Source organism: Haladaptatus caseinilyticus, from assembly GCF_026248685.1.
Taxonomy (GTDB): domain Archaea; phylum Halobacteriota; class Halobacteria; order Halobacteriales; family Haladaptataceae; genus Haladaptatus; species Haladaptatus caseinilyticus.
On record NZ_CP111042.1, the window covers coordinates 139,114 to 164,871 of the forward strand.

Sequence of the window (25,758 nt, forward strand, 5' to 3'; positions counted from 1 at the left end):
CTACTTGAGAAAATAAGAACCTTCTCGGTGGTGCTTCGGTGGAATTGGTTACTACCACCGATCAAACTGCGCGGATATGAAGCCCGAGCTGTTTTATTGACAGCCGTTGCAGGTTTGGTATGGGAAACGACGACGAGGAATCCAAGACCGAAGCGAAATCGCCAGACGATGAGACGGAACGTGAAGGTGAGAAAGTAATGAGTCGGGCAGATGGTGCGAGGATCCTCCGCGAAGTCGCAGATGGTGTGGAGAACGGAACAATCGACATCGAAGGAGACAACGGTTTCACGGTCGCGGTTCCAGAGCATTTCGAACTGGAAGTCGAGTATGAGGTTACCGACGACGAGGCTGAGTTCGAAGTCGAACTCGAATGGCGAATGGAAGACGGCGAACCGGTATCGTCTGACGAATGACACGGTTGGCGGCCTCAGTAGTAGCCAATCGTCGGAAAATCGCATCCGTTCATTCAGCGATATGAGTGAACTCACTCAAAAACGGCGGGCGACACGTTCAGGTTGGACTGACGACCTCCGAGGAAGCGGGCCAAATGCCGCTGCCGACCGACGAATTCGTAGCCAAAGAGACTGATTTCCGTGGCTCGCTCGGTCTTCAACCATCACGGTACTCCGAGATGTTGGATATGATCAAGACGGGTATGCTTGACCCGACCGAACTCGTGTCGGAAACCATCTCGATCGATGAAGTTCCAGACAAACTCGCGGCAATGAGGGACTACGATACGATGGGGATTCTCGTTTGCAGTGACTTCAGCTAGATATTTTTCTAGCTAACAATTTTATCGCGTAGAAGAACAGTAGCGATATCTGTACCGTGTTCACTATGAGCTGTCAGAACCACTAGGTGCTGGGCAAGTAGCGTCGATTATCCGGTCTTTTGCCAGTGGGGTGATGACGTAAGCCGAGGGAGTGCCATGGTTAGATCCATTTGGGCAGCCCCATAGAACTGTTCTCTCCCAACCGGAGTTGAGATCCGCAAAATCACAGTATTATTTGTCGCTTGAAATATCGACAGTTCCCATTCCTTTTCGTGGTACCATTGACTGTGGCATGCTGAAGCGTTGTTCTCGACAGTTTGTGACCCCAGTTCCCAACTCAATCGGGTCAATTGGGAGAGGTCAAATGGCACGACGTTGGGTAACGTCACATCATTCGAAACACCGCCCAAATTGTCGTGAGTAGCCATATCATACAACGCGAACTGCATGGTTAAAAATGCAGTTAATAACTATCCTGAAAAATCATAGCGTATAATAACCACCGATTGGAGACGGTTGCTACGCCCAGCCAACCGTGGTGGGCTTAAGAACTGCTTGTGGGGATGTGATTGCAATGGCCTCGGTGACTTCCCGTGCTGGCCATGCGTTTAAACTGGACGGAAAGAACTGCCGAACTAATCACCCGCTCTCGTTTTTAATTGTATACACTGATTGACGCCCTCGTCTGTTATTGTTTGATTCACCGACGATGAATGGCTGTTGTCCAAACTCACATTCCCGTGCTAAGGATTTCGCATCCTGTCATCAGCTTCCGGAAACGAGACTTACTCAATTCTGGACGCCAAAAGCCAAGTCACTATGACTTCGGAGATGACTGCCTATACAATAGAAGAATACGGCAATCCAGATGTCTTTACGGAGACAACAGTCGAGATTCCCGATCCAGAACCAGACGAAATTCGCATAGAAACTGTCGCATCGAGTGTCAACCCGGTTGATTACAAGATTCGCCGTGGGGACCTCCCCGATTTTAGCCCTAATTTCCCAGCGATTCTTCATTGTGACGTTGCGGGAATCGTAGATTCTGTTGGCGCAAACGTAGAGCGGTTCGAAGAGGGTGACGAGGTGTATGGGATGCCTGGTGGGGCCGGCCAGCAAGGAACCCTCGCTGACTACGTTACTGGCCATGTGGACACGTTTGCTCACGCGCCAGAGACGCTACCTCTCAAGGATGCAGCCTCCCTGCCAGTCGTCGCACTCACGGCGTGGGAGATGCTCGCAGACAAGACAAAAGTCGACATTGACGATGAGGTGATCATCTATGGGGCTAGTGGTGGTGTTGGTCACATCGGCGTTCAGCTTGCACGCTGGTTCGGAGCAAACATTACCGCAACTGGATCCTCAGAGGAAAAACGTGCCCTTGCGACTAAACTCGGAGCCGATGCGACAGTGGACTACACGTCGACCGATGTCGGGACATATGTGAACGATCATGCTAACGATCATGGATTTGACATCGTGTTCGATCCTATCGGAGACGACCATCTTCAAACAGCCTTCGAAGCGGTTCGTCCGTTTGGGACCGTTGTAACCACCGAATCGAGTTCAACGCAGGACCTCTCGGCGATGCATGCAAATTCGCTCGAACTAGGGGTAGTATTAGTCATCCTCCCGGTATTGCTGGGCAAACATCAGAGCCACATCGGTGAAGAACTCGAGACCATCGCGACACTTGTCGATGATGGTGCCGTCGAACCCCATATTGACGAACGATTCACTTTCGAACAAGTAGCGGCCGCACACCGTCGAGCAGAAAAAGGGAATTTCACTGGAAAACTACTGCTCGTTAACGACTGAACCACTGTCTCAACTATTTTCTCGCCCATATCAATCCGTTCGAAGCATCGACTAACATTTTATACCGAGCCCAACGACAGGCAGGCGTCACGAAGTACGACCCTGCAACAGAGGCAATCACAATCGCGCTGACCTGGAAGGCTTACCAGTAACACGGATGGGAGCAATTCAGTTCCACAGTCCGGCACGAACTCATTCACGCCTGGCAGTACCACGAGTTCGGCGACGCGGATCACGGGACAACATTCACCCGTTGGGGTCTGGATGACAGTCCCACGGACTGTTACACTCCCAACGTCTGTTCTACTGGTCGGGAACGGACAGTCTAGAGTTTGGACAAAGCAACTCTGGGTTGGCTGCGCTTATCCCCCGTGGACAGTCTCACAGTGCTTTACTACTCCACTCGCACATTCATTGAAACCTTGGTATCTCGTCTAGGGGCACCCCCAGTATAGCACCCAACTCTGCGTGAATCCAGTGGGCACCCCAACCAATGCATCCACTGGCACTCCCACTATCGTCGCTCGTTGCGTTTCTTCGGCCTGTCTCGATAGAGGGACTGTCGGAACTCGCTGCTCTTGGTGATTGTCCTGTGCTGTCTCACAGCCAGAAAGTCATTCCGCTGGTTTTATATCGTTGATCTGAAGTGAATACTGCTCGGGCAACTCATCAATCTTCACTCGAATCTTCAGCACTCGCTCTTGGACTGCCAATTCCTCCATCACCACAACCTGCGACCGCTTGAACGACGCATTTCCTGTTTTGATCTCACAGTAATATCTCGCTAGCACACGCCCGTCCCACCCATCTTTCGCCCGAACGATACAGTCGGGTGTCCACCGCTTTTCTCCATTTGGATGGTTAACTGAGATCGGCGCGCCTCTCTCGATCTCGAGGGCTAGCCCAAACTCTAGCTCACCATCATCGAATTCCATATACAATAAAACTATTTTACTAACAGAAAATATAATATTGTATTTATAAGAGTGTAAAATATATCTATACAAATCAATCTATTGAAGTGTGAGTCTCGTGCTTCCCACTGACTATCGGCTGCTGCCTGCATATCAGCGACGTGCATCAGCATCCGGACGTTCAGTGCCATCACGAGATTGACTTTCGTCCCGATCGGCAACACGAATCGAGCATCTTCTGGTGGCATTCCAAGCTCAAGCAATTCCTGATAGTCTTCGACTGAACTGCGAACGGATCGCCGGAATAGCTCTTCTCGCTTTGCAACCATCTCCTCATCGACCGTCCCCCCTTCTGATTGCGCCCAATCCAGTTCGCATCCGTCGCTGAGGGTGGTGTAACAACCATCGTTCCGGCTTCCACGTCGGTCAAATCGACCGGAACGCACGATGAACGGAATAAACGAATTAACTCTCATTTGTACCGAATCTCTTTCTATTGCTGCAACGATTACAGGATATGTTCACCGAGCTGGCTTCAAACATATTCGTTCTCTCAGAACCGTTATCATTTTACGGGCTCCAGATCGGTCGGAATATGGTTGTTGTTCGACTTCCGAATGGTGAGCTATTCGTAAACTCACCAGCATCATTGACCGAAGACAGAATTGCGGCACTGAACGATCTCGGGACAGTGAGGTATGTGACACCATCGAGTAAACTCCACGGTCATCTCCACATGAAAGACTACAAATATACATTTCCAGACGCGAAGTTATTCGCTGCACCTGGCCTTGATCGTCGCCGCACAGACCTTGTATTCGATGGTCTTCTTGGCAGCACCCCTGACGAACGCTGGAGTGATGTCATCGACCAGACGGCGTTCCTTGGCGCCTTTTGGATTACCGAAATCGAATTCTTTCATCGACCAAGTAAGACACTGATCATCGGTGATATCTGCTACAATCTCGGTCCGAAAACGCCGCTCAAAACAAGGCTTGCCACACAGCTTCTCGGCATGTATGGTGATCTATCTGTCCCCCTTGATCTTCGGCACATGATGAAAAACGAGGCCGCAGCACGCCACTCAATCGACCAGATCCTTGAGTGGGACTTCGAACGAGTCATTGTCGGCCACGGTAGCGTTGTCGAGCACAATCCAAAGCGAAGGTTTCGTGAGGCGTTCGATTGGCTATATTGACCGAGTAAATTCGAATTCTGCATGATGTTTGGCCTCTAATATCGCCAGCTTGCTCAATGTCGATCTCCGGGGTTGAATTGGGTAATAGAGACATGACTGGATCAGTTGTCTTTCCCTACTCGGGCACACTATGGCACGCGTTTGAGCAGGAAGGAGGGGTGGCGAGGAGAGGGCGTGTGGATCGGGAGTGATGGTGCCAGACCCACGCGAGACCCATTCAGGGTGTCAGAGGCAACCGCGCCACATCTACCGGCTTAGTGGGATTCGATAAATGCTTTGTGCTATTGTTAAAAGATAAGACAGTCAAATTTCCTTTGAGAACGACCGAGTATGGTCAGCTATCACCGTGTCGAGTGCTGCTGTGACTGCATCAACATCCTCGATATCGTCACGATCACACCGGAGGTTCTGACGCCACCATCCCTTTCGGTGAATCACCAGTGCCTCGTCGCTGAGTGAATAGCCCGTGAGCCCAGTCCACGGTCGGAACCGATGCAGCATCGGTCGATCAACAACGAGGCCAGCATCGGTAACACGAAACGTCCGTGGGTTCGCTGCGCCTGCAAGCGGTGCCCAGAGCACCATTAGCAAGTAGAGATCTCCGGCCCACTCGACGCCAAACACAACCTGCGCAATGATACCAGCACTACCACCGATAATCGCGATAATCATCGTACCAATTGCAATCCACCGCCACCGTTGTGGCCATCGTCCTTCCCACGCTGTGATCTCAGTCGTCCCTGCAAGCGCAGCAGTTGTGTATCTATTTCGGCTCATCGTGACAAGAGGCAGACCCGTAAACATCCCACCGATCATTGTCACCATTGCAAGTACAACTGCAATACTGGGTGGCGAAATACCGATTCCTGCTGCTGCAAAAACACCGACAAAGGGGATAAATGGAACCGCAACGAGTAGCCAAATCATGTTGTGGCGACCAAGCCGAACTGCGAGTCCAGGTGTGTGAGAAATCAGCCACCCAGCAATGATTCCCAAGAGGGTGACAGAAACGAGAAAACTGACGTACAGGGTGGCACCGTCCGCACTCACCGTTGAAATCCCCAGAATGGCTATCGGGGTGAGGAGGATGGCAACGTAGAGACCAGCGACGAACGCATACAACGTATCGGGGCGTTCACCGTTCGATAGATCACCCCGAGATTCAGTACGTGTCGCCATACTCACTAGTTCCTCGCAGTTGTTGAAAATACTACCGGACGAATGAGTCCACGCTGGTCTTTTTGTCTTTTCTAAGAATTTAAGGGGTTGAAATGTACTTTCATTAGTAGCGCATACTAACTTCTGAGAATCTTCTTGAAGATCCTCTCTTACATGCTCCATTCAAACTCTGTAGCGAAAGCCTTAGGAGAGATTTGAACTCTCGGCCGACTCCTTACAAAGGAGTTGCTCTGCCAGCCTGAGCTACCAAGGCACTCTCAAAATAAGTCATCTTCGGCAAAGGATTTTCGTTTCACATCTCAAAACCAAGAGGCTAGAACTTGCTTGGTTACCTTACTTTATCGGAAACCGCAGTAGTGCTCCAACACCACTGAAGGCAGTCACGAACTGGGATCCACGTTCGGTATCACTGTTTATCACATATCCGTTGCCACCCTGCTGTTCGACAGCTGTTTCCAACTCTTCTCGTTGGTCTCGCGGTACTGTCGATGCAATAAGTATCGACTCAACCGCTCCGAAGTCGGTCGCTCGCTCTACCTCTTCGGCACCATATGCAACCAGATCGCCATTTCGAAGCCGCGAATAGAACTCATCAAGGTGCTTGCGTCCTTCTCGCTGTTCGGCGTCGAGCAGTTGCTCATCCGCTTTCTCGACAAGCTGGTCCAACCCTTGCACAGTTGCATACTCAACCGAGTACGTTCCGAGCAGCCGATTGCGCAACCGATGGTCAAGGTAGCTGTCCGAGACGAACTGCTTTGCCGTCGCGAGCGTTCCCCCAACGACAAGGCCGGTAACCGTGCCCTCGTTACCGGTAAACGCATCGGTGGCGATATCTCCGACTTGCTGGAAGAACTCGTGGACTTGCCGTTCGCGGTCGCGCTCGAACCGCTGTGCAGACTGACCACCCGCCCGCGACTTCCCCATTACTTGGCTTTCGAACGTCTGTATCGGGATGATCCGTTCTCCAACAAGTCGTCCGATGGCAGCGCCACCACGTTCGATGACGATGAGTCCAAAGGTCTCATTCGGCGTCACTGCTTCAATCAGCGGTGTGAGATCAAAGTGATCGTCACATCGGTACGTCGACTCGGCCACTGGAGTCAGCAAGTCATCGAAGGCAGTCGAGATTAACTCACCCTCAACGACACCTGCATAGACCACGAGTCCATTCTCTGGTGTCCTTTCGTATCGACGGAGGATCCGCTGGACACGCTTGAGTGCTTGCTGAACGTGGTCTTGTGTCTGGTCGGATTTGATATTCTCAGCACTCGCGTATTCCTGGGCGATTCGTTCTCGAATTGAACCCAACGATTTGCCGTTGGGAACGGTAACGGTGACGAGCTCAGTACCGTCGCCGGTGAGTGACTCAAGTTGGTCGATCTGGTCGCGAAGATCGTATGGTTGTGACATTGTATACTGGTGGCTTATGAGTAGTTGATTGGCGATCCCGTGAGGCCGACCTAACGACCCCTGCCACCAGCTATGAAAACAGAGAGATGCCGCTCATCGACTGCAAGACCGTACTGATGCACGAATGTGAGCGGTGCATATCATAACACAGGAACCGCTCAGCTAAAAGAATTCTGGAGAGTTACGCCTCTGTATCGACTGGCACCCGCTCGAATCCCATTGTCGAAAAATCACTGTCGAAGGCGAATAGATGCTCTATCTCGTGCTCTCGAGCAAGCACCGCACTCGTCTGATCGATAAACGAAATTTGCTGGTCGTCGAAACGCTCGAACTCTTCACAAGCTGAATCAAACGTCTGTTTACCTACTGGGAGGATATTGAACGTCTTCGACTGCCGAACCGTCGAAAGCGCTTCAACAGCTGCTGTGTGTCCAATCTGGTACAGCATGAGTGTCGCAAACTCTGAAAGCACATACCGACTGGTGAACACCGGTCCATATTCACCCGATTCCATCCCATCGAAGACTGCATTCGCTGCGTCGTGATTCACATCATCCTTATCAAAGGCAGCGTACAATCCACCAGTATCCACGAACAGCGGCAGTGGACGACTCATTCTGAACCCTTCCCATAGAGGATATCATCCACGTGCTCAGACGCATCAGTGGGCTCTCCAGAGCTGTAGGTCGTCCGTGAAAAGACTGGGTCACTCGGATCAACCTCATTCACCGAATCCTCATCGACTAGCCACCACACGACTCTTCCAGCAGTCTGGCGACTCTTCACTCGACCCTGATCCTCGAGTTGCCCAAGCTTCCGCCGGGCTGTCTCTCGTGAACACTCAAGGGCATCGGCAACATCACCGGAGGTCACCACTGGTCCCTCCACTTCCTCGAAGATAGCGAGTACGTCGGCGAGCGTCACCGTCTCGACGTACCGCCCAGAATCATTGCGATCTTTGGACATACTCTACAGTACACACTACCGAAGTATAGTCCTGTTGGTGTATGCCATGTGGTGAATACCAACCTTTATGGCCATATGGCGGGAAGACCGGTGCCCTCGGGCGTGTGTAGAAACGCGCCGGGTGTTGTAGCACCCGGCACCGGTCTTCCAAATACCACGGCTAGAAGACCATGTCAACGAAAACGTCTAGTGAACTTGAAGCTGACGACACGGCACAGAAAACAGACGACAAAACGCCCGAGAACTGTGGCTGTGACGGTCTTGATAACTTCCCGTGCTGGGAATGCGTCCGAACCGGTCGCAAGGAACTGCCGAACTAACCACTGCTTCAGCCCTTTTATCTAGTAGAGATTCCTATACAGGCGAGAATCATCTTATCTATAGCGATAACGTACCCCTCCTCGGGCAAAAACAATGAACGAGCAGGATCAGATGGAAGCAGAAAACAAAGAGATTGTACGTAGCCTCATGGAGGAAGTTTTCAACGAGAAAAACATTGAGGCCGCTGACGAATTCTTGGTTGAGGACTACTCGGAGTATGCAACTGGGAATGGGGAATCATTCCAAAGCCGTGAGGAGTTTAAAGCAGGGAATGCAGACTTTTTCGCTGCATTTCCCGACCTCACTGTCACGGAAGATGGATGCATTGCTGAAGGGAATACCGTTGTATATCGGCATACTTTGACCGGGACGCACAAGGGAGAAATAATGGGAGTCGAACCGACGGGCAACGAGATTACCCTAGAGAATGCTGGTGTCTTTCGTATTGAAAACGGAAGAATCGTTGACCTCTATCTCTATGCGGACAATATCAGTCTGATGCGCCAACTGGGAATCGTAACTGAAAATTGAGGGATGGTAATTAAAAAACTAATCTTTCATATCATTATGACGAGCTTGTCGACACATCGTCAAGAACGATACCAACATTATCCATCCTAATGGATGTTTGGCCAACTGTTTGCGTGTGGCCGTCGATGGTGAGCGTTACTCCGTCGATGTGGATTGTCGACGAATCGATTGTAAACGCTCGATGGTCAATCGAAGTGGTCGGAAACCCCGGCCCCGACAGGTGTGTGTCTTGGATCTGAACCGTTCCATCACTAATTTGAACCTGGTGCTCCCTTCCCGCGTGATCATTCACGTTAGTTGCTGGATCGCCCCCGGAGGCTGTGGCACCCATCGCTACGGATGTGAGGAGCACCGCGCCCACCAATAAGCAACCCAGCCGTTGTATTCGTCCCATTGCACATTGAGGGTGACCACCACTCTTGATAACTTCCGTCGACTGTTTCGATTTTCAACTGAACTGTTATTTTCGAAGGTTTGATCAAGTGGGATAAACGGTGCGATCCTAACTCATACAAATCGGACCTCTCATTGGCTCTATAGCGAATTTTTGTAGAATCCTGAAGAGAGCCATCGTTTAGATCGTTTGTATCTTTTCCATCCTATCTAATATTTGTTCAGATGGGAATGAGATAATTCTCTACAACTACGATGAAATGGCTTCGTATAATCCGATAAGGAGACACTTCTGAGTGTAATTTGGGATGCTCTGATTGGTCGATGACTCATCGCACTGGGTAAGCCATTATCCGGCACCAATCTCCCTCTTTACACTCAAAAAAGCAAGGAGCGCAAACTCGCCTCAGACCGTGACACTGTCAAGACGGCACAGAAACGCGCACAGGCCGAACAATTCTCCTTCGACGTGGGTGCCTCCAGACTCGTCGAAGTGATCAACGAGAGCCACGAGAACCCGGAAGAGCACCAATACACCGTGTCCATCGACAACGTGACTCACGAACTGATGGCCTGCACCTGTCCGCACCACGTCCACCGGAACGCCTACTGCAAACACATGGCCGCCGTCGAAACCGCAACCGAAGAGGGAACCTACCCGTGAAGCTATTCGAGTGACTCACATGCGATGCCGTCATTATCGGCATCGAGCCGATGTGGGTCACTCGGATCCTGGTCGAGCACGGCCTGGGCTTGTTCGTGCGTGTCGAAGTGACTGCAATCGTAATCGCCATCTGATGGGAGTGGTGGGATATCGACTTCGTCGCCTCCACCAGACGATTCCTCCGTTTTTTCAGGTGTTGTCGTCGGTACCGGGCTTGGTTCTTCGAAGTCCCACAGCCCAACATCATTCTGCTGGGCGTTTGCTTCAACTGTCGCGAACTTGCTCTGTTTCGAGAATGAACTGTCGTACAGCCGAGCATAGCCGTCGGTCAGTAGTCGCTGGTTGAAGTTCTCACCGTCAACATAGATATAGACCAAGAGTCTTCCATAGCTCCCTCGTCGGTCGGCTTCCGGATCGGTCTCTATCCGGATTGTCTTCCCGTCCAATTCGTCAGTCGCAAACCGACTTGCCTGTTCGCCCCATTCGTAGAGATGGTCGCGTCCAGCCGTCGAATCTGGGATCCCCTCAAACTCATCGGGATTGACTCGACTTAACGTCGTTTCTGGTGTATCAACTCCTAAAAGGCGGAGTGTGTCGGTTTCACCGTTCGGGAACTCGACTTCCATCGTGTCCCCATCGATGACTCGGGTGACAGTGACTGTCCATTCTGTTCCGCTCCCTGGCCCACGTGCTGCTTGAGTCGTCGGCGTAGGGATTGGCGTTAGTGTCTGAGTGGTTATTGTTGGGATGTTCGTTGTCTTTCTCGTTGTGGATGGTGTTGTGGTTGCAATTGTGGTCGGCTGTTCTGTTGTAGCCTGTACTGTGGTCGCTGACTGAGTCGCCGTAGTTTGGACTGTAGTAGTGGTCGTTTGAGTCGTTGTCACTGATGCCGTTGCCCGTGTAGTACTTGTAGGTGTTTGGGTCGTCGATGCTTGCGTAGTAATCTTTGGCGCTTCATATGGAACTGATACAGACCAAGTCTGTATTTTGTCGTCAAAGAGCGTATCGCGGTCAGTGAGCGTTACAGATACGTTGAGTTTGCCTGATTTAAACGACCCCAGTACAGTCGAATTTAGCGGAATTACTGTCGTTGTCGATGGACCCCGTTTGACATCGTCAGTCTGGAGTACTTCCTCACCGCTGATCTGAACAACGTAGTATGGCTCACCGTGGTCACCGGTATCAGCACCCTCGAGAGTGGTGTTTGATTGGATTTGTAGATCAAATGCTGTATAACGTCCATCGCCATCGGAATCTTTCTTGTTGATAACCGTAACCTTCCCGATGGAGGGTGTCTCTGTTGTTTCTGATGATTTCGAGTTAGCTATTTCTTCCGAAGATGAGGTCGTTGTTGTCGTCGTCTTTGATTCAGTATTAGCACTGCATCCTGCGATAACGAGCATTAGCGCAAGTGCTACAGAAATGAGCACTTTCGAATTGTTCACAGAGACTATACTAACTCTAGAGAGATAAATCTATATCTATTCTATGAGTCATCCAACCCATCATTTTCAAATTTTCATATAAAAAGATAGTAACGATAAACGATCCTACTATATGAGAAGTTTTAATTCGGCGCATTCTAACCCACTGTGACCATTCCAAGTCCAGTCAGTTAGAGTAAGGTAAACAGGAGTCGTCATCTACTATTCACTCATATTTGATTACTTTTGATGAAAGTCCGGAGAAGGTGGTCGATTACAAATTAGTGATAGAAATATTCTGAAAATAAATCTTGGACAGAAAGTGGACTTTCCTATCCATAGAATAATTGACGTAAGAGAGATTTTCTGCTAAACCACTGCGGAGCTAGTATGGGATGTTCTTACTCATCGACACCACAGTAGTCAACAGCAATCCCAGCGATCGTTTTCGCTGTCTCGAGTAATGCAGGGACCGTGGTGTGTTCATCAGCACCGTGAAGATTCCAGCCTTCCGGACCGACTGAAACTGCATCAGTATCGTAGTAGAGTGCGTAAAACCGCTCATCGAGTGCGGCATTGCCACCTACAAATGACCCAGATTCTCCCGTAACTCGCTCAGCATTTTGCTTTGATATTTGTGCAATCTCTGCCTCGGGACTGATCTCATGTGGAACTGCCTGCCACCCAAACCATTCAACCGATGGTTGGTGGTCCTTGAGCCAAGGGTCATCATTTGCTGCCTCTCGGATCGTACTCTCGATCTGCTCTCGAACCTCTTCTCGACTTTCACCAGGTGGCCATCCGACACGGCCTTGCAGAGTCGCCTTACTAGGGAGTGTCGAAGGCCAATCACCGGCTTCGATCATCCCGATATTGATATTCGTCACGTTCCCTTCGAGGTCTGGATCACTTCGATAGGCAGGTTCGTAGTCAATTTCGGCTTTTCGTCGTTGATCGAGCTCTTCAATCGCTTGGTAGATCTTCGTTGCATTTCCAATGGCATTGACTCCTTCGTGGCCCCAGGCAGCATGAACACTTTTTCCAGGCACCTCTACTCGGAAATACATGACTCCCGCACTTGCAATACCAATATTTGGAATATCGAACGGCTCAGCGATTACAGCTGCATCAGGAACATAGCCCCGTTCAAGGGTAGATAAGGCACCGCCGATACCGCCATCCTCTTCCTCAACAACACTTTGGAAGATGAGGTCTCCACCGAGCTCAACCCCTGTCTCTTCAATTGCTTCGAGCACAAGTAATATTGCTCCTAACCCACCCTTCATATCGGCCACACCACGCCCATAGATGTTGTCTCCTTCCTGGGTCACCGTCCACGGTTCCCGTTCCCACTCGCTCTTAGTCACATCGACGACATCGATATGACCACCGAGAGTAAGTGTTGGGCCATCTCCCCCTTCGATCCGTACTGCAACGTTCGGTCGACCTTCGTACCCAACAGCATCGTATGAAGAGGTTTGAAAATACCCCTCGTGATCTGTAAGTTCGTCTGCAGATGGTTCCCAGACATCTGGTTCATACCCAAGTGACTCAAGGTGGTCAATAACGACCGCTTGTCCGGGCTTTTCGTCGCCAGTTACCGTCTGGGCTTCGACGAGGTCGGTTACCAATTCTATGAGATTTGTCTCTTTCGCGTCTATCGCTTCTTCGAGTGTTGCTTTAGTGGACATTGTATGTATTGTGAGTGTCTATGGTTGTTCTCGACTGCTAGTTAAGCTACGCAATTCGGTGCCTATCATACCCAATTACGAAGCCAATTGGTGGTGGCCAGCTCTCCCCTCGGATCTGAGAGTAGCCTCCGAATTGAAGTACCACTCTCATCGGTCGAATAGCTCCTGGACTCGAGATCGAATGCCGAAATCACTCCCAGCAAGCCCATTCGGGAAGAACAACGTCACGATGACTAACAAGGCACCCCAAATGATCAAACGAACCTCACCGACATCACGGAGCATCTCTGAAAGGCCGAAGACAGCAACCCCACCGAAGACGGCACCACCGATCATCCGTGGGCCGCCAATGATACCCATCGCCATTATCTCGATCATTTGAGACAACTGAAGCATCGGAGGCGAAATGATGAGGAGAGTGTATGCTTGCAGTGCGCCAGCAACACCAGCGATGGCCGAGCCAATAACGAATCCAGAGAGCTTGTAGCGAGGGACGTTATTTCCGAGCATTTCTGCAGCTTCTTCTGATTCACGAATCGCACGAGCTACCAAGCCAAATCGATTGACGAGAAACCCATACTGAACAATCATGAGTAACACGACAACACTCACGACGAAGTAGTACATGAGCAGTTGGTCACCACCAAAGAGAGGTGAAAAATTCGTGTACCCAGTTGGACCACCGGTCACGTCCCGGAGAATGATCGTCCCCCGGTAGATGATTTCGGCGTAAGCCAATGTCACCATACCGACATAAGCTCCTTTGAGGCGCAGTACGGGATATGCGATCGGAAGGCAGAACAGCATGGCGGCAACCCCGGCTATGAGAATGGACAGGAGTGGTGGCACACCGAATTCTCCCACAAATAGTACAGCCGCATAGGCCCCGACGCCATACAAGGCGACATGGGCAAATGTAAAAATCCCGAAGTATCCTGCAATGAAGATCCAACTCCCGACTAAGAGCACGATGATGAACAACTGCATAAGGATCTCAATCCCATAGGACGTGAAAATCAGTGGAGCAATCGCGGCGATGAGTCCACCGAGAAGGAAAAGAATCCCATTCCGGGTTCCAGCGTCTTCTCTGAGCCGAGTAGTGGTTCGTCCGAATGCAGCACGGAGAGTCTGACCAATCATCCGCTAATCCACCCTCCGATACCGTCCGGTGTAGCAACCAAAATGACGATCATGATCACAAACAGGATGATCATTGCCGTTTCGCTCGCAACCCAGATCATGCTGATGCTCCGAATCACGGCAAGCCCTATCGCCGCGATTAGCGTTCCCCGGACACTTCCAAGACCACCGACCATCACGACAATAAATGCTAGTAGAAATGGATACCACCCGACTGATGGATAGATCGCAAAGAGTGGCGCAAGAAGTACACCGGCTAACCCCGCAAGGGCAGCACTCACCCCAAAGGTAATTGCATAAATTCGCTTCGGACGGACACCCATGAGAAGTGCTGTTTCACTATCCTGTGAGACCGCTCGAATAGCGAGTCCTAGCTTCGTTCGAGTGATAACTAGAAACAGCAGGCTTAGCGCTACGACCGAGATCAAAAAGATCAACAGCCGTTGTGCATTCACGCTGATGCCTGCTACCTCCCATGCTGCATTCGTTATTTGGGGGAATGCACGTCGACTCGAGCCGATCTCGACGAGGATCGTGTTTTCGATGAAAATTGCAAACCCGAGCGTGATTACCATTGACGAGATATCAAATTCTTCTCGGTCTCGTAGCGGCTCGATCAGTGCATATTCGATAATCCATCCGACCACAAACACGACCACAATTGAACTGAGAATCGCGACCAAAATACTACCAGAGATCTTCAACGCGAAAAATCCGACGAATCCGCCGATCATAAACAACGCCCCATGGGAAAAGTTGAGAACACGAGCGACACCCCAAATCAGGGTCAGTCCAACTGCAATCAATGCAAGCTGTCCCCCGAAAAACACACCATTGACAATTTGTTGAATAATGAGTTCGAGACTAACCATACTACTGCTCCCCCCTCGTGATCGCCGTACGATCAGTCTTCTTTCGGTTGTGGGGAATGATCCGAGTGTTTATTTCCCAATTCATTCGTGCCGTTCTCCAATGTACATTTTCATGATATCGTCCTCATTCCGTAGTTCGTCTGTCCATCCTTCGAATACGACGCGCCCTTGGTCGAGGACGTAAACGTACTCGGCGATATCGAGGACCTTTCGGATGTTCTGCTCGATAATGATCATGTCCCGACCCTCGTCTTTGAGTCTAGCCACTTGTTCAAAGACGAGATCAACGAGATCTGGGGCAAGTCCTGCACTTGGTTCATCGAGGAGCAAAATTTTCGGATCGGCCATCAGTGCACGGCCAAATGCAACCATCATTTGCTGGCCTCCGCTAAGTTCTCCAGCTCGTTGATTTCGTTTCTCCTCGAGAATTGGAAACATCTCAAACACTGTCTCATACTGATTTTCCAAAAATGCCGTATCATCGATTAAGAATGCTCCAATTCGGAGATTCTCTTGGACAGACATTTCCGGAAAGACGTTCCCACCTTGGGGTAGCATGACTGCACCTTGTTCGATAATGTCTCGTGGATGGGCGTTTGTCACATCGTGATCCTGAATTCGGATCGACCCATCCCATACCTCGACGAGTCCGCAAATAGATTTGAGAAGTGTCGATTTTCCGGATCCGTTTGGTCCGATGATACAGTTAACACGATCGGGTTCGATATCGAGACTGATATCGTGTAGAACCTGATTTTCACCATATCCGGCGTCGACCGACTCTAAATTTACTAGTGACATTTTCACGTCCCTCCGAGATAGGCTTCACGAACTTGCTCATCAGCCTGGACCTCTTCAAAAGTGCCAGTCATTACTTGTCGTCCGGCGTTCATCACAATAACTCGTTCACAAAGTGCACTGATGACGGACATATCGTGCTCGATCACGAGAATGGCAGTTCCTCGATTGTTGATTCGTTTGATATCATCGATAATCTCATCCATGAGTGCGGGATTCACACCTGCAGCTGGTTCATCGAGTAGAATCAGCCCGGGATCAAGCATTAGTACACGAGCCAGTTCGAGGAGTTTTTTCTGTCCGCCACTGAGTTCATCAGCACGGTTTTCAGCGACATGATCCAAATGTAGCTCTTCCAGTAGTTCCCAAATTCGCTCATCCCGCTCTTCTGGCCCAACCGAGACGTTTGGGACCATCATGTTCTCTACGACAGTTAGCCGACCAAATGGCTTCGAGATCTGGAACGTGCGACCAACGCCACGTGTCGACACTTCGTACGGTTTCTTGTTCGTGATGTCCTCACCATCGAATATGATCTCACCATCACTTGGTGATAGAAACCCGGTGATGAGATTCAGTGTTGTCGTCTTTCCAGATCCGTTAGGACCGATCAATCCAACCAATTCTCCGTGGTCGATCGAGATATCGAGGCCATCGACTGCCAGCACACCCCCAAATGACTTCTTGAGGCCGTCCGTAGAGAGGATTTGATTTTTACTCGTCGGTGAGGTGTGTCCGGCCATTATCCGTCTCCCTCCACGATTCCTGTTGGTGGATAGGACCCAACCCATGGCATTGTTTGTTCGACAAATGCACTCGCTTTGAGTACGTCCCGATCACCGAATCGAGGTCCAATCAATTGCATTCCAATGGGAAGGCCGTCATCAGAGAATCCGATTGGGATAGATCCTGCTGGATTGCCGCTCAAGTTAAGCAACCATGTGAGAGTCCATCCATGCATTGGATGCACCGAGACGCCGTCGACAGTGGGGTGATTTGTATCTAGCTCAAATGCGGTTCGACCAAGCGTTGGTGTAGCTAGGATATCGAACTGTGCAACAGTTGATTGAATCTCTCGATAGACTGATGTTCTAATTCGTCGAGCTTCGGCAAGTTCTCGAGTACCGATCTGTAGTCCCTTCTCAATGCGAGATTTGACTTCTGGAGTAACCTCGGTATCATCTGCTAATAGGTCGACGTTTGAATCTCGTTTTAGATTCTCGTAGAGCCCAACATAGCGAGCTTGAAGGATCCGTTCTAGTGCTTCGTGTCGTTCTTCCCACGTTTCTTCGAACGTGATGTTCACCGGCTCAACGGTTGCACCAGCCTTTGAGAGATTCTGTAGCGTGCTTTCAATTGAACTCTGTACTTCTGTGCTGATTACGGACTCACCGAAATCGATCGAATAACCAATCGATAGCTCCGATATCGTTTCATCAACAACATCTCGATACGAACCTGGAGCCTGTGGGAGACTAAACGGATCATTTAGATCAGGACCGGCGATTACATCCAGCATTAGTGCTGCATCTTCGACCGTCCGGGCAATCGGTCCCAGGTATGTGTATGGTAAGCTGTTCTCGTATGCGTCTACATTGGACGCACCATGTGGTACACGTCCAAAATCAGGCATTAGTCCATACACTCCACAGGCACTGGATGGGATTCGTATGGAACCTGCCGCATCAGATCCGAGTGCAAGCGGTGCAAGACCTGCAGCAACTGCAGCGGCGCTGCCGCCAGATGAGCCGCCAGTTATCCGAATGAGATCCCATGGGTTGGTTGATGCTCCAAAGACCGAATTTTCAGTTACGGTTTTTCGGCCGAATTCGGGCGTATTTGTTTTTCCAAGAATAATTGCTCCTGCGTCTCGAAGCCGTTTGACAACTGTATCATCAGCGGTAGGGACGTAATCAGCAAACGAGGGCGAACCAAACGTGGTACGTACACCGTTGACTCGTGTAAGATCCTTGATGGCTATTGGAATTCCATGGAGCGGACCCAATTTCTCACCTCGCTGGATTGCTTGCTCGGCTTCCAATGCTTCCGAACGTGCACGCTCATCACATACCGTAACATAGGCTGTGAGCTGGTCGTTGATCCGGTCGATCCGATCGAGGAATGCATCAATGACTGTAACGGGTGAGAGATCACCGTCTTTAATACGGTCCGCAAGGTCGGTAGCAGGAGTAAAGCATAGTTCCTCACTCATACAGACCAACCCCCTGCAGCAGTGATTGATCTCTTAACTTCGGTTCTCTTTGGCTACCGATGGGCCCGTGGTACAAGTCGTAGAACTGACCACGTGACACTCCTCGTTCCAACTGGGTCCCTCGAGGTGGTGAATTAGTCAAGATCATATTTGAATGAGTAACAGTACTTTTCGTATCCTAATTGTTCATAAAAACGATGAGCGTCGTCACGCCACAATCCTGATTCAAGCTCAACAGCATCGCAACCCTGTTGTTCAGCCCATTCGTGCACGAACAACAGAATCCCTTTACCATACCCTTCGGAACGACGTGTTTCCGTGGTCACGAGGTCGTAGACATATGCATGCCGTCCCAAATAGAAGTTCGTCGAAATTGTGACGCCAGCCACTGCCACTGGTTCGTTTTCTTCAAAGCCCACGAAGAGGTGATATCCTTCTTCGGCCATCTCGGCATACAAATCGTCAAATGAATCTGCAGTGAGGTGGGACCGAAGCTCCTGAAGGATTGGGAAAGCTTTTCGACGTTCTTCCAGTGTTGTAGCCTGCTCAATTTCCACTTTGATCACCACCTGTCGGGAAAAAGGCAGCTACCTTGCTCAAGTCTCTCATTGAGTTAATAGACACCCTCGTCTATTTGTTTGGCTGCTAGCTTGGGAGGCCAGACAAAGTTCAAATTACCATCAATTATCTGATATCCGAGTGCCGACTGTGTTTGTGGATCTCCCCATGCTGCTTGATGGTTTTGCTGGAATTTGATGTATCCACTTCCGCCCTTGACTGGATCGTGATTGAGGACTTTTTTAGCCCATTGATCGTTACTCGCCGATCTGAACGCCTCTAAGTCATCGAACGAACGAGCATACTCTGCAATCAATTTGATATTTTGATATGAAAGTGCCGCACTCCCAGTCATCTCGGCATCGTATTTCTTATTCCATGCTTGGAGCGCTCCTTGTTGTTTGAGCAATTTGTCTACGCGACCCGCATTCAACAGCGTAATCGCACCATTTGCAGCGTTACCTGCTGTTTGCCGAGCTTGTTCGATTGTGAGGCCATAGTTGTGGAAGAAATGTGTATTTTCAAAGCCAGCTCCAGCAAATTGCTTTGCAAGGTTACCAGCACCGGATGAGGATGTTTGAACACCCCAAACGATATCAGGATTACTCTGCTGGATTCGTGCGAGAAGGGAAGTGAAATCGGTTTCGTCTAATCCAACTTCGTCCTCCGAGATAACATTCCACCCGATTTTGTTCATTTCCCCTTTCATTAAATCCATAATAGAGAGTCCATATGAGGTATCTTCTCCGATCAACGCTATTCTCTTTTTCTGATATGGGAAGTAGCCGATCTTCTGCTTTTGAAACTGTGAAATAAGCTGCCGCCAACCCACCGCGTAAGCTTGCGAAGGTGGTGTCGTTTTAAAGACGTTTGTTAAGTTGTTGCTGTTAATCTTTTTGACAATCTCACTTGATACCGCTTCGTCGATGATCTGTGGCACATCGTGTTGGTTAGTTACATCGATTGTTGTCAACGCAACGTCACTATGAAATCCTCCTCCTACTGCATCTACATTCTCTTCTTGAATTAGTCGATTGACCTCGTTTCGACCAGCTGAAGGCTCAGATTCCGAATCGCCAAATACTAATGTGATGTCCTCACCATGTACACCATTCTCTTCGTTTATCATTTCGCGAGAAAGGTTCGCTGCCATCTTTTTTTGTTGTCCAATATTTGAAGCTGGTCCCGAAAACGGTCCGTAAAACCCGATTTTGAGGCCACCTCCTCCTTCACCTCCTCCAAACCCTTTGAGACATCCGGCTAACGCTCCAATGGCTCCTACTCCGCTGGCACGGAGAAGCCCGCGTCGTGTGGTGGCGTGGGACACGTTGTTAATACCCATGTTACTCAACTCAGAGACAAAGTATAAAAAACTATTGGCCAACATGGTTATCTGTCCCATTTTGCCTTCTAGAAACGAGACTTCGTCCGAGAATCCGAATTGAATCTAGATAAGATGTAAATACTATGGGTGAGATTGGCACACATATGCTGGAGATCAATTCGGAACGGTTTCACGAAACGTTCGAACGGTATTCAGAAGTTGGTGGGACCGCCAAAGGTGGTCTTAACCGATTAGCTCTTTCAGCAACCGATGGTGAAATCAGAGATGAATTCATATCGGATTTAGAGGCACTTGGATTATCAGTCCGGATTGATGAAGTTGGAAATATTTTCGGACGTCGATCAGGTACCGATCAATCAACCAACCCAATTCTTATCGGGTCACATTTAGATTCACAACCAAGCGGCGGCCGATACGATGGACAGCTCGGTGTTCTCACAGCACTGGAAACAATTCGAGTCTTCGAGGATTTGGACATAGAGACACAACGGCCTATTGAAATCGTCAATTGGACGAATGAAGAGGGGTCACGTTTTAAACCAGCATTGATGGGTAGTGGGGCATGGGTTGGAATTCATGATGTCGATGAAATTCTCTCAACCACAGATGAGCAGGGTACCTCAGTTGAGGACGCACTCGATCAAATCGGTTATAATGGAGAGACCCCGTGTGAACCAAATCAGATACCACATGCATACTTAGAACTTCACATAGAGCAAGGACCCGTGCTCGAAGAATATGAACGGGAAATCGGAATTGTTGAAGGGATTCTTGGTATGGCATGGCTCGAAGCAACGATCTATGGCGAAGCTGATCATGCAGGCCCCTCACCGATGCATACTCGATCGGATTCAATGGTTGCCGCAGCAGACGTAATTACGGGGGTTCGACGGCTAAGTACTCATCTTGGAGATGATGTGGTAACGACCGTTGGGGAAATGACCATTGAACCCAACTCGGTGAATGTAATTCCATCCAAAGCCAGTTTTACTATTGATCTGCGATCGTACGATAATGATATAATTACTCGTGGTATCGACCAGATCGAAGCCGAACTATCATCTGCCTGTTCTCGGGAGGGAACCGAGTATGATCTCGAGGAGCTATGGAGGATCCCACATACCGAATTCTCGCAGCAGATTTGCACTAATCTTGAGACCATTGCCAACGAACTCGGACGGTCTCACGAATGCATGATTGGCGGTGCCGGTCATGATGCTTCCTATTTAGCAGATTTGACCCAAACAGGGCTTGTCTTTGTTCCTAGTGCCGATGGCAAAACGCACAACGAACAGGAGTTCACTAAATGGGAAGATGCCGTCGCTGGGGCCGAGGTGTTTGCTAATACCGTCTTGCAATTGGCTGATTCAATGGAGACGTCACAATGAACACAATTCATGCTCTTTTATACACAACCGCGATATCGACGGAAAGTAAGTCCGAGAGGCGATGACGATGGATTCTCGTGATATTGAAATACTCAAGACCGTATTCGAGCTTGGTGATCCAAGTCCACGACGAATCGGAGAGAAACTAGAGATTCCAAAATCAACTGTTCATTATCGACTATCCAAGCTCCAAGAACGAGGTGTCCTTCGAAACGATCTCTATGAATTCGATTCGAAAGTTGCCGGATTTAGCATCACCGTGATCACAGAAGTTCTTGCAGAGTATGAGCCAGAATACCAACAACATGTTGGAGAAGAGCTTTCTGAGATCGGGGGTGTCTCTGAAGTCCATTTCATGATGGGTGACACTGATTTTATCGTTATTGCACATCTTCCAAACAGTGATCATATTCAGCGTTTAATTAACGAATACGAAATAATTGATGGGGTTGAGAGAACTAGCTCAAAATTCGTAATTTCGACAATTAAGGACGAACCAAACGTAATGCGGAACTATAATCTGGATACGCTCACTGAGATCTTGGGGTAGCAGATGTGGGGTTAATTCGAGTAAGTGTGGTTTTTCTCTATATTTCTTCTTGCCTTATTGGGTCTTCCAGTCACCGGTTGTTTGAGGTGACCGCGAGCAACTTGAAACACTACTCACCGAGACGGCAATCACACCCGACGATGACGAAACCCTGCTCGAACTTTTCGTCCTCTTTCGATTCATCGCGACACTTGAAGAACTCCACGAGACGAGTACCCAATTGGAGACGATCAAAACCGGTTGTCAAGAAGTCGCTCATCTCAGGAAGAATAATGGAACTGAGTTGCAGTCTATCACGACAACTCTGCTTCCAAGTGCGGTCTCTCCTTCCGAGCATTTCCAGATGATCAAGATGACCTCTCTCGAACGGAGAAAGTGCACACGACTAGCTTCGACATCGCCAATGACTACTTCCAGGACCGATCGTTCCAGACACACACTAGACGCCCCGATATTATCGTCCTCGAAATCGCACACCCAGACGGTGAGCAAGACTACCTCATCACCGAAGTCAAAAACAGCACGAATACGAAGACAATTCGGCAAGGAATCAAAGAGACACTCGAATACCTCGCATTCCTCCAGCAGGACGACGAATTCGTGTATGGTAGTGAAGTCTCTGAGGGGTACTTTGGCAACGGGTGGAATGGGATCATGGTCATCCAGGACGCCGTCGAAGAGACCGCGTCGCTCGAAGAGCAAGAAAATAAAATCAAGATTTTACAGGCTCCGGAAGTCGATACAGCACTCGAGCAGGTTCTCCAACAGTTTTTCTGAGATCTACTGCCCTACAACGGCGAGCACTACTGCGATTAGAAGGAATTCAGCGTGAGAATCGCTCGTCGTAGTACTGATCTTGAAGCCGTGACTTGTACTCATTCATTGCCCAATACATACACTGACCCCGTGCTTTCTGTATAGCTGAATCAATAGCATTCGTCTCGAATTGTACGATGAATGTGGTATAGCGATGAACTCGGACGTGAATGGTGCGGAGAACATCAGACGAAAAGTAACTCGGAGTATTGCCCGTGATGGGGGAGATAGGAGTACCGACTGGTTGGCACAGCCAGTGGTCCACTTGTTTGACCATCGTGAGGGCCGGTTCGCCCAACGAGAACAGGTTGGTAACCGCGAACCGTAATATCCAACCTGCGATCGGGATTCCTGCGTTGACGAGACGCAATGCGTCTCGTTCTTACACCAGAACGCTTCGCATTCTGGGGACATCTTTAGGCGCCGGAGGATGTCACCAAGTGCTGTTCGAGAAAATCACCCTCTTGCTCGACAACTTCTTCGAACAACTCATCGAATGCTCCAAAGTGATCAGTTTCGATCGTTATACACCTCACATCCCGAAGGCGAGCAACTGTGGCATCAATGGCGCTCTTCGGAGCGATCGTGTCATCAGTCCCCTGCAAGACAAGTGCCGGACAATCGACTTGGCGTGCGCTCGTGATGGGTCGGTAAAAGCCGAATGTAACGAATGCACGTGCAGCACATCGATTGACATCTGGATTATTCGCATCTTCGCCAGCAACGGCACTATGACCCTCCTTGGAACCGGGCGGAGCGAGTGCAGGTAGTTCGTCGGGATAGTCCCCCCAGATTGGTATGTAATAGGGATCTCGTCCAGTATACTTCCGGCCAAGATCTCGTAGTCCTGCCCACGTCGTTCGAAGGCCGTAGGCGACCCCCAACTGGCGGACAAAATACAGAATGGTCCGGGCTCCATCAAAAATTGGAGTCCGCCCAACATAGGCATCGACATCCTCCTGGGCAGCAGTGATTAAGGCGCCACCGCCTCCTAACGAGAAGCCATAGACGCCGAGTCGATCTCCATCAACACCCTCAATGGTTCGCGCATATCTGACTGCAGCTTGCCAGTCGTTGATCTGCCCGAATGGGAGAGCGACGTTTCGGGGCTCACCACCACTCTCGCCGAGTGAGCGATAGTCGAATAGTAATACAGCGATCCCCCGTCCTGCGAAACGCTCGGCAAATGCTGGAAGCCCAAATCCACGTGGTAGTCCAAACCCATTCGCCATCACCACTATTGGAGGATCTTTATTGGTCGTTGCTGCCTTGTCAGGGCGATACAGGGAGGCAACACATTTCGTTCCTTGACTCGTGAATTCCATCAATTCCGGTCGTATGGTTTCTCTTTGCCCCATAGCTTCTCAGCGCAGTACGCTAGCAAACAGCATAAACGATAGGCAAGCTAACTGATTCAGCAGCTGGATGGCCTGCTCCCTACTGTTTTGCAAACCATTGTAAGTCACTGAGTGACCCGTAGCGTTTTGTGCCACCTCTTCGAGTATCGGAATAGAACCCATGTCAACTACTAACGACCGCGTCGTCGTGGTCGGAGCTGGCGTCTCGGGGCTTGCCATTGCCCGCGAACTCGCACCCGATCATGACGTTATCGTCCTCGACAAAGGCGGTATCGCCGCAGATACCTCCTCTCGAGCGTCCGGAATGATTTCGCTTTCACTTGAACCGTTTCCCGATGAATGGGCAACCTTCGCCCTGTCACAATTTCGCGACCTCGACGGTCAGGGCGTCTTCTCGTTCACAGAACGGGAGACGGTTCGTCTCGTTCCTGAGGCGAACGCCGACCTATACACCGATCAAGCACCTGATGGTGGAGAATTTCTACCTCGAGATGCACTGAAGCGCAGATTCCCAGAATCGTTTGGTGACCTCTCTGCGTACGGAGGTGGTCTTCTCTACGATGGGACCGGTTACCTTGACGCACTCGACTATGCAATGACGTTGAAGTGGGCCGCAGAACGGAACGGAGCGGGCATCTTCCGCGACCACGAAGTCACGGATATCCGATCCAAAGACGGCACGGTGACTGGCGTTGAGACGGAGTATGGCGTTATCGACGCCGACCACGTCGTCTTCGCGACTGGATGGAAGACGCGCGACCTCCTCGCCGATCACGTCGAACTCCCAGTGAGGCCGCTCCGGTGGAACGCGGTCGTCATCGAACCGGACAACCCACTCCCGGACGATTGTCCTATGGGTTCTGAACCGACGATGCGGATATACTGGCGGCCGACCGATCACGGTAACGTGCTCGTCGGCGGAAACGAACACCTCCTCGATGACCCGGAAGGCACACCGATGAGCGTTCAAGAATCGTTCCGCAAAGGCGTGGTTGAGGACGTCGCACCGCTACTCAATGGGGCTGCTGCGGGAACTATCCGCCGAGAAGATTGCTGTCCGACCGCGGACTGTGCTTCCCCCGACGGCCTTCCTATCATTGACACCCCCCGAGAAGTACCGGATGGGCTCGCGGTCGTGACCGGTCTTCACGGCCGAGGCGTTATGCTTTCGCCTGTAACTGGGCGTGCCGTTCGATCGCTGGTTACCGGAGAGGAACCGCCCTTCCCGATGACGCAGTTTCGACTCAATCGGTTCGACAATCGATCCACTAATTTTGACTATCGAAGCCATTGGGGAACAGGGGAAGACGATTGAATACTGTAGTATATCAATGGTAAACAAGACACGGTTTTCATATTTGATTCATTAGAGGGGTGACTGAAATCGGAAGAAATACCGTAAACAACACAACACTGCCCCAAACACCAAAATAATTG

General features: G+C 50.2%; 26 protein-coding genes, 1 tRNA gene and 3 pseudogenes. 13 read left to right on the top strand and 17 right to left on the bottom strand.

Annotated features, from left to right (window positions below; genetic code table 11):
• The first annotated feature begins 119 nt into the window (after nucleotides 1–119).
• The 4 genes and pseudogenes from OOF89_RS23195 (at nucleotide 120) to OOF89_RS24585 (ending at nucleotide 2,922) form a co-directional block, all read left to right on the top strand.
• Nucleotides 120–413 (top strand): amphi-Trp domain-containing protein, encoded by a 294-nt coding sequence (locus OOF89_RS23195; protein ID WP_266083325.1) that lies wholly within the window; start codon nucleotides 120–122, stop codon nucleotides 411–413.
• Between the two features lie 65 nt (nucleotides 414–478).
• Nucleotides 479–775, top strand: a pseudogene (locus tag OOF89_RS23200) (zinc-binding dehydrogenase); the annotation flags it as partial.
• 819 nt (nucleotides 776–1,594) lie between these two features.
• Nucleotides 1,595–2,593 (top strand): zinc-binding dehydrogenase, encoded by a 999-nt coding sequence (locus OOF89_RS23210; protein ID WP_266083327.1) that lies wholly within the window; start codon nucleotides 1,595–1,597, stop codon nucleotides 2,591–2,593.
• 194 nt (nucleotides 2,594–2,787) lie between these two features.
• Complete coding sequence (locus OOF89_RS24585) at nucleotides 2,788–2,922, top strand: hypothetical protein (protein ID WP_328517219.1); 135 nt, start codon at nucleotides 2,788–2,790, stop codon at nucleotides 2,920–2,922.
• 285 nt (nucleotides 2,923–3,207) lie between these two features.
• On the opposite strand, the gene OOF89_RS23215 is transcribed toward OOF89_RS24585, so the two are convergent.
• Together OOF89_RS23215 and OOF89_RS23220 are read right to left on the bottom strand one after the other, a co-directional pair.
• A complete protein-coding gene (locus tag OOF89_RS23215; protein ID WP_266083328.1) occupies nucleotides 3,208–3,528 on the bottom strand; it encodes a hypothetical protein in 321 nt (106 codons plus the stop codon).
• 92 nt (nucleotides 3,529–3,620) lie between these two features.
• Nucleotides 3,621–3,983, bottom strand: a pseudogene (locus tag OOF89_RS23220) (FAD-dependent thymidylate synthase); the annotation flags it as partial.
• A 41-nt stretch (nucleotides 3,984–4,024) separates the two neighbouring features.
• On the opposite strand from OOF89_RS23220, the gene OOF89_RS23225 reads away from it, so the two are divergent.
• Nucleotides 4,025–4,705, top strand: a complete 681-nt coding sequence (locus OOF89_RS23225; RefSeq protein ID WP_266083329.1) for a DUF4336 domain-containing protein — start codon at nucleotides 4,025–4,027, stop codon at nucleotides 4,703–4,705.
• Nucleotides 4,706–5,008: 303 nt separating this feature from the next.
• Here OOF89_RS23225 and OOF89_RS23230 read toward each other — a convergent pair whose 3' ends face one another.
• The 5 genes from OOF89_RS23230 to OOF89_RS23250 form a co-directional block, all read right to left on the bottom strand.
• Nucleotides 5,009–5,884 (bottom strand): hypothetical protein, encoded by an 876-nt coding sequence (locus OOF89_RS23230; protein ID WP_266083330.1) that lies wholly within the window; start codon nucleotides 5,882–5,884, stop codon nucleotides 5,009–5,011.
• Nucleotides 5,885–6,063: 179 nt separating this feature from the next.
• Nucleotides 6,064–6,137 (bottom strand) — tRNA-Thr (locus OOF89_RS23235).
• Nucleotides 6,138–6,217: 80 nt separating this feature from the next.
• On the bottom strand, nucleotides 6,218–7,294 hold the full coding sequence (prf1, locus tag OOF89_RS23240) for a peptide chain release factor aRF-1 (RefSeq protein ID WP_266083331.1): 1,077 nt from the start codon (nucleotides 7,292–7,294) through the stop codon (nucleotides 6,218–6,220).
• A gap of 181 nt (nucleotides 7,295–7,475) precedes the next feature.
• The gene (locus OOF89_RS23245; protein ID WP_266083332.1) at nucleotides 7,476–7,910 is read right to left on the bottom strand and encodes a type II toxin-antitoxin system VapC family toxin; all 435 of its coding nucleotides are present in this window, start codon (nucleotides 7,908–7,910) and stop codon (nucleotides 7,476–7,478) included.
• Entirely contained in the window at nucleotides 7,907–8,260 is a 354-nt protein-coding gene (locus OOF89_RS23250) for an HTH domain-containing protein (RefSeq protein ID WP_266083333.1), read from the bottom strand. Before OOF89_RS23250 ends, OOF89_RS23245 begins: the two co-directional genes overlap by 4 nt.
• Before the next feature lie 170 nt (nucleotides 8,261–8,430).
• On the opposite strand from OOF89_RS23250, the gene OOF89_RS23255 reads away from it, so the two are divergent.
• The 3 genes from OOF89_RS23255 (at nucleotide 8,431) to OOF89_RS23265 (ending at nucleotide 10,169) form a co-directional block, all read left to right on the top strand.
• The gene (locus OOF89_RS23255; protein ID WP_266083334.1) at nucleotides 8,431–8,580 is read left to right on the top strand and encodes a hypothetical protein; all 150 of its coding nucleotides are present in this window, start codon (nucleotides 8,431–8,433) and stop codon (nucleotides 8,578–8,580) included.
• 94 nt (nucleotides 8,581–8,674) lie between these two features.
• Nucleotides 8,675–9,112 (top strand): ester cyclase, encoded by a 438-nt coding sequence (locus OOF89_RS23260; protein ID WP_266083335.1) that lies wholly within the window; start codon nucleotides 8,675–8,677, stop codon nucleotides 9,110–9,112.
• A gap of 862 nt (nucleotides 9,113–9,974) precedes the next feature.
• Nucleotides 9,975–10,169, top strand: a complete 195-nt coding sequence (locus OOF89_RS23265; protein ID WP_266083336.1) for an SWIM zinc finger family protein — start codon at nucleotides 9,975–9,977, stop codon at nucleotides 10,167–10,169.
• A gap of 2 nt (nucleotides 10,170–10,171) precedes the next feature.
• On the opposite strand, the gene OOF89_RS23270 is transcribed toward OOF89_RS23265, so the two are convergent.
• From OOF89_RS23270 to OOF89_RS23310, 9 genes are all read right to left on the bottom strand, one after another.
• Entirely contained in the window at nucleotides 10,172–10,795 is a 624-nt protein-coding gene (locus OOF89_RS23270) for a thermonuclease family protein (RefSeq protein WP_266083337.1), read from the bottom strand.
• A gap of 1,199 nt (nucleotides 10,796–11,994) precedes the next feature.
• Nucleotides 11,995–13,284 (bottom strand): ArgE/DapE family deacylase, encoded by a 1,290-nt coding sequence (locus tag OOF89_RS23275; protein ID WP_266083338.1) that lies wholly within the window; start codon nucleotides 13,282–13,284, stop codon nucleotides 11,995–11,997.
• Between the two features lie 147 nt (nucleotides 13,285–13,431).
• Nucleotides 13,432–14,271 (bottom strand): branched-chain amino acid ABC transporter permease, encoded by an 840-nt coding sequence (locus OOF89_RS23280; RefSeq protein WP_266083339.1) that lies wholly within the window; start codon nucleotides 14,269–14,271, stop codon nucleotides 13,432–13,434.
• Nucleotides 14,272–14,420: 149 nt separating this feature from the next.
• Complete coding sequence (locus tag OOF89_RS23285) at nucleotides 14,421–15,296, bottom strand: branched-chain amino acid ABC transporter permease (protein WP_266083340.1); 876 nt, start codon at nucleotides 15,294–15,296, stop codon at nucleotides 14,421–14,423.
• Between the two features lie 81 nt (nucleotides 15,297–15,377).
• The gene (locus OOF89_RS23290) at nucleotides 15,378–16,097 is read right to left on the bottom strand and encodes an ABC transporter ATP-binding protein (RefSeq protein WP_266083341.1); all 720 of its coding nucleotides are present in this window, start codon (nucleotides 16,095–16,097) and stop codon (nucleotides 15,378–15,380) included.
• A gap of 2 nt (nucleotides 16,098–16,099) precedes the next feature.
• Entirely contained in the window at nucleotides 16,100–16,837 is a 738-nt protein-coding gene (locus tag OOF89_RS23295; protein WP_266083342.1) for an ABC transporter ATP-binding protein, read from the bottom strand.
• Nucleotides 16,837–18,306, bottom strand: coding sequence for an amidase (locus OOF89_RS23300; RefSeq protein WP_266083343.1), 1,470 nt, complete (start codon nucleotides 18,304–18,306; stop codon nucleotides 16,837–16,839). Before OOF89_RS23300 ends, OOF89_RS23295 begins: the two co-directional genes overlap by 1 nt.
• Before the next feature lie 134 nt (nucleotides 18,307–18,440).
• Nucleotides 18,441–18,863, bottom strand: coding sequence for a GNAT family N-acetyltransferase (locus OOF89_RS23305; protein ID WP_328517217.1), 423 nt, complete (start codon nucleotides 18,861–18,863; stop codon nucleotides 18,441–18,443).
• 56 nt (nucleotides 18,864–18,919) lie between these two features.
• Nucleotides 18,920–20,206 carry an ABC transporter substrate-binding protein gene (locus OOF89_RS23310; RefSeq protein WP_266083344.1) on the bottom strand — a complete coding sequence of 429 codons (1,287 nt, stop codon included), beginning with the start codon at nucleotides 20,204–20,206 and terminating at the stop codon, nucleotides 18,920–18,922.
• A 125-nt stretch (nucleotides 20,207–20,331) separates the two neighbouring features.
• Between OOF89_RS23310 and OOF89_RS23315 the strand changes: the two genes are divergently transcribed.
• From OOF89_RS23315 to OOF89_RS23330, 4 genes and pseudogenes are all read left to right on the top strand, one after another.
• Nucleotides 20,332–21,597, top strand: coding sequence for a Zn-dependent hydrolase (locus tag OOF89_RS23315; RefSeq protein ID WP_266083345.1), 1,266 nt, complete (start codon nucleotides 20,332–20,334; stop codon nucleotides 21,595–21,597).
• 67 nt (nucleotides 21,598–21,664) lie between these two features.
• Nucleotides 21,665–22,147, top strand: a complete 483-nt coding sequence (locus tag OOF89_RS23320) for an Lrp/AsnC family transcriptional regulator (protein WP_266083346.1) — start codon at nucleotides 21,665–21,667, stop codon at nucleotides 22,145–22,147.
• 375 nt (nucleotides 22,148–22,522) lie between these two features.
• Nucleotides 22,523–22,924, top strand: a complete 402-nt coding sequence (locus tag OOF89_RS23325) for a hypothetical protein (RefSeq protein WP_266083347.1) — start codon at nucleotides 22,523–22,525, stop codon at nucleotides 22,922–22,924.
• A 196-nt stretch (nucleotides 22,925–23,120) separates the two neighbouring features.
• Nucleotides 23,121–23,291: pseudogene (locus OOF89_RS23330) on the top strand (transposase); the annotation flags it as partial.
• Between the two features lie 88 nt (nucleotides 23,292–23,379).
• On the opposite strand, the gene OOF89_RS23335 reads toward OOF89_RS23330, so the two are convergent.
• Nucleotides 23,380–24,288, bottom strand: a complete 909-nt coding sequence (locus tag OOF89_RS23335) for an alpha/beta hydrolase (RefSeq protein WP_266083348.1) — start codon at nucleotides 24,286–24,288, stop codon at nucleotides 23,380–23,382.
• Nucleotides 24,289–24,481: 193 nt separating this feature from the next.
• Between OOF89_RS23335 and OOF89_RS23340 the strand changes: the two genes are divergently transcribed.
• Nucleotides 24,482–25,636 (top strand): NAD(P)/FAD-dependent oxidoreductase, encoded by a 1,155-nt coding sequence (locus OOF89_RS23340; protein WP_266083349.1) that lies wholly within the window; start codon nucleotides 24,482–24,484, stop codon nucleotides 25,634–25,636.
• Nucleotides 25,637–25,758 lie beyond the last annotated feature (122 nt).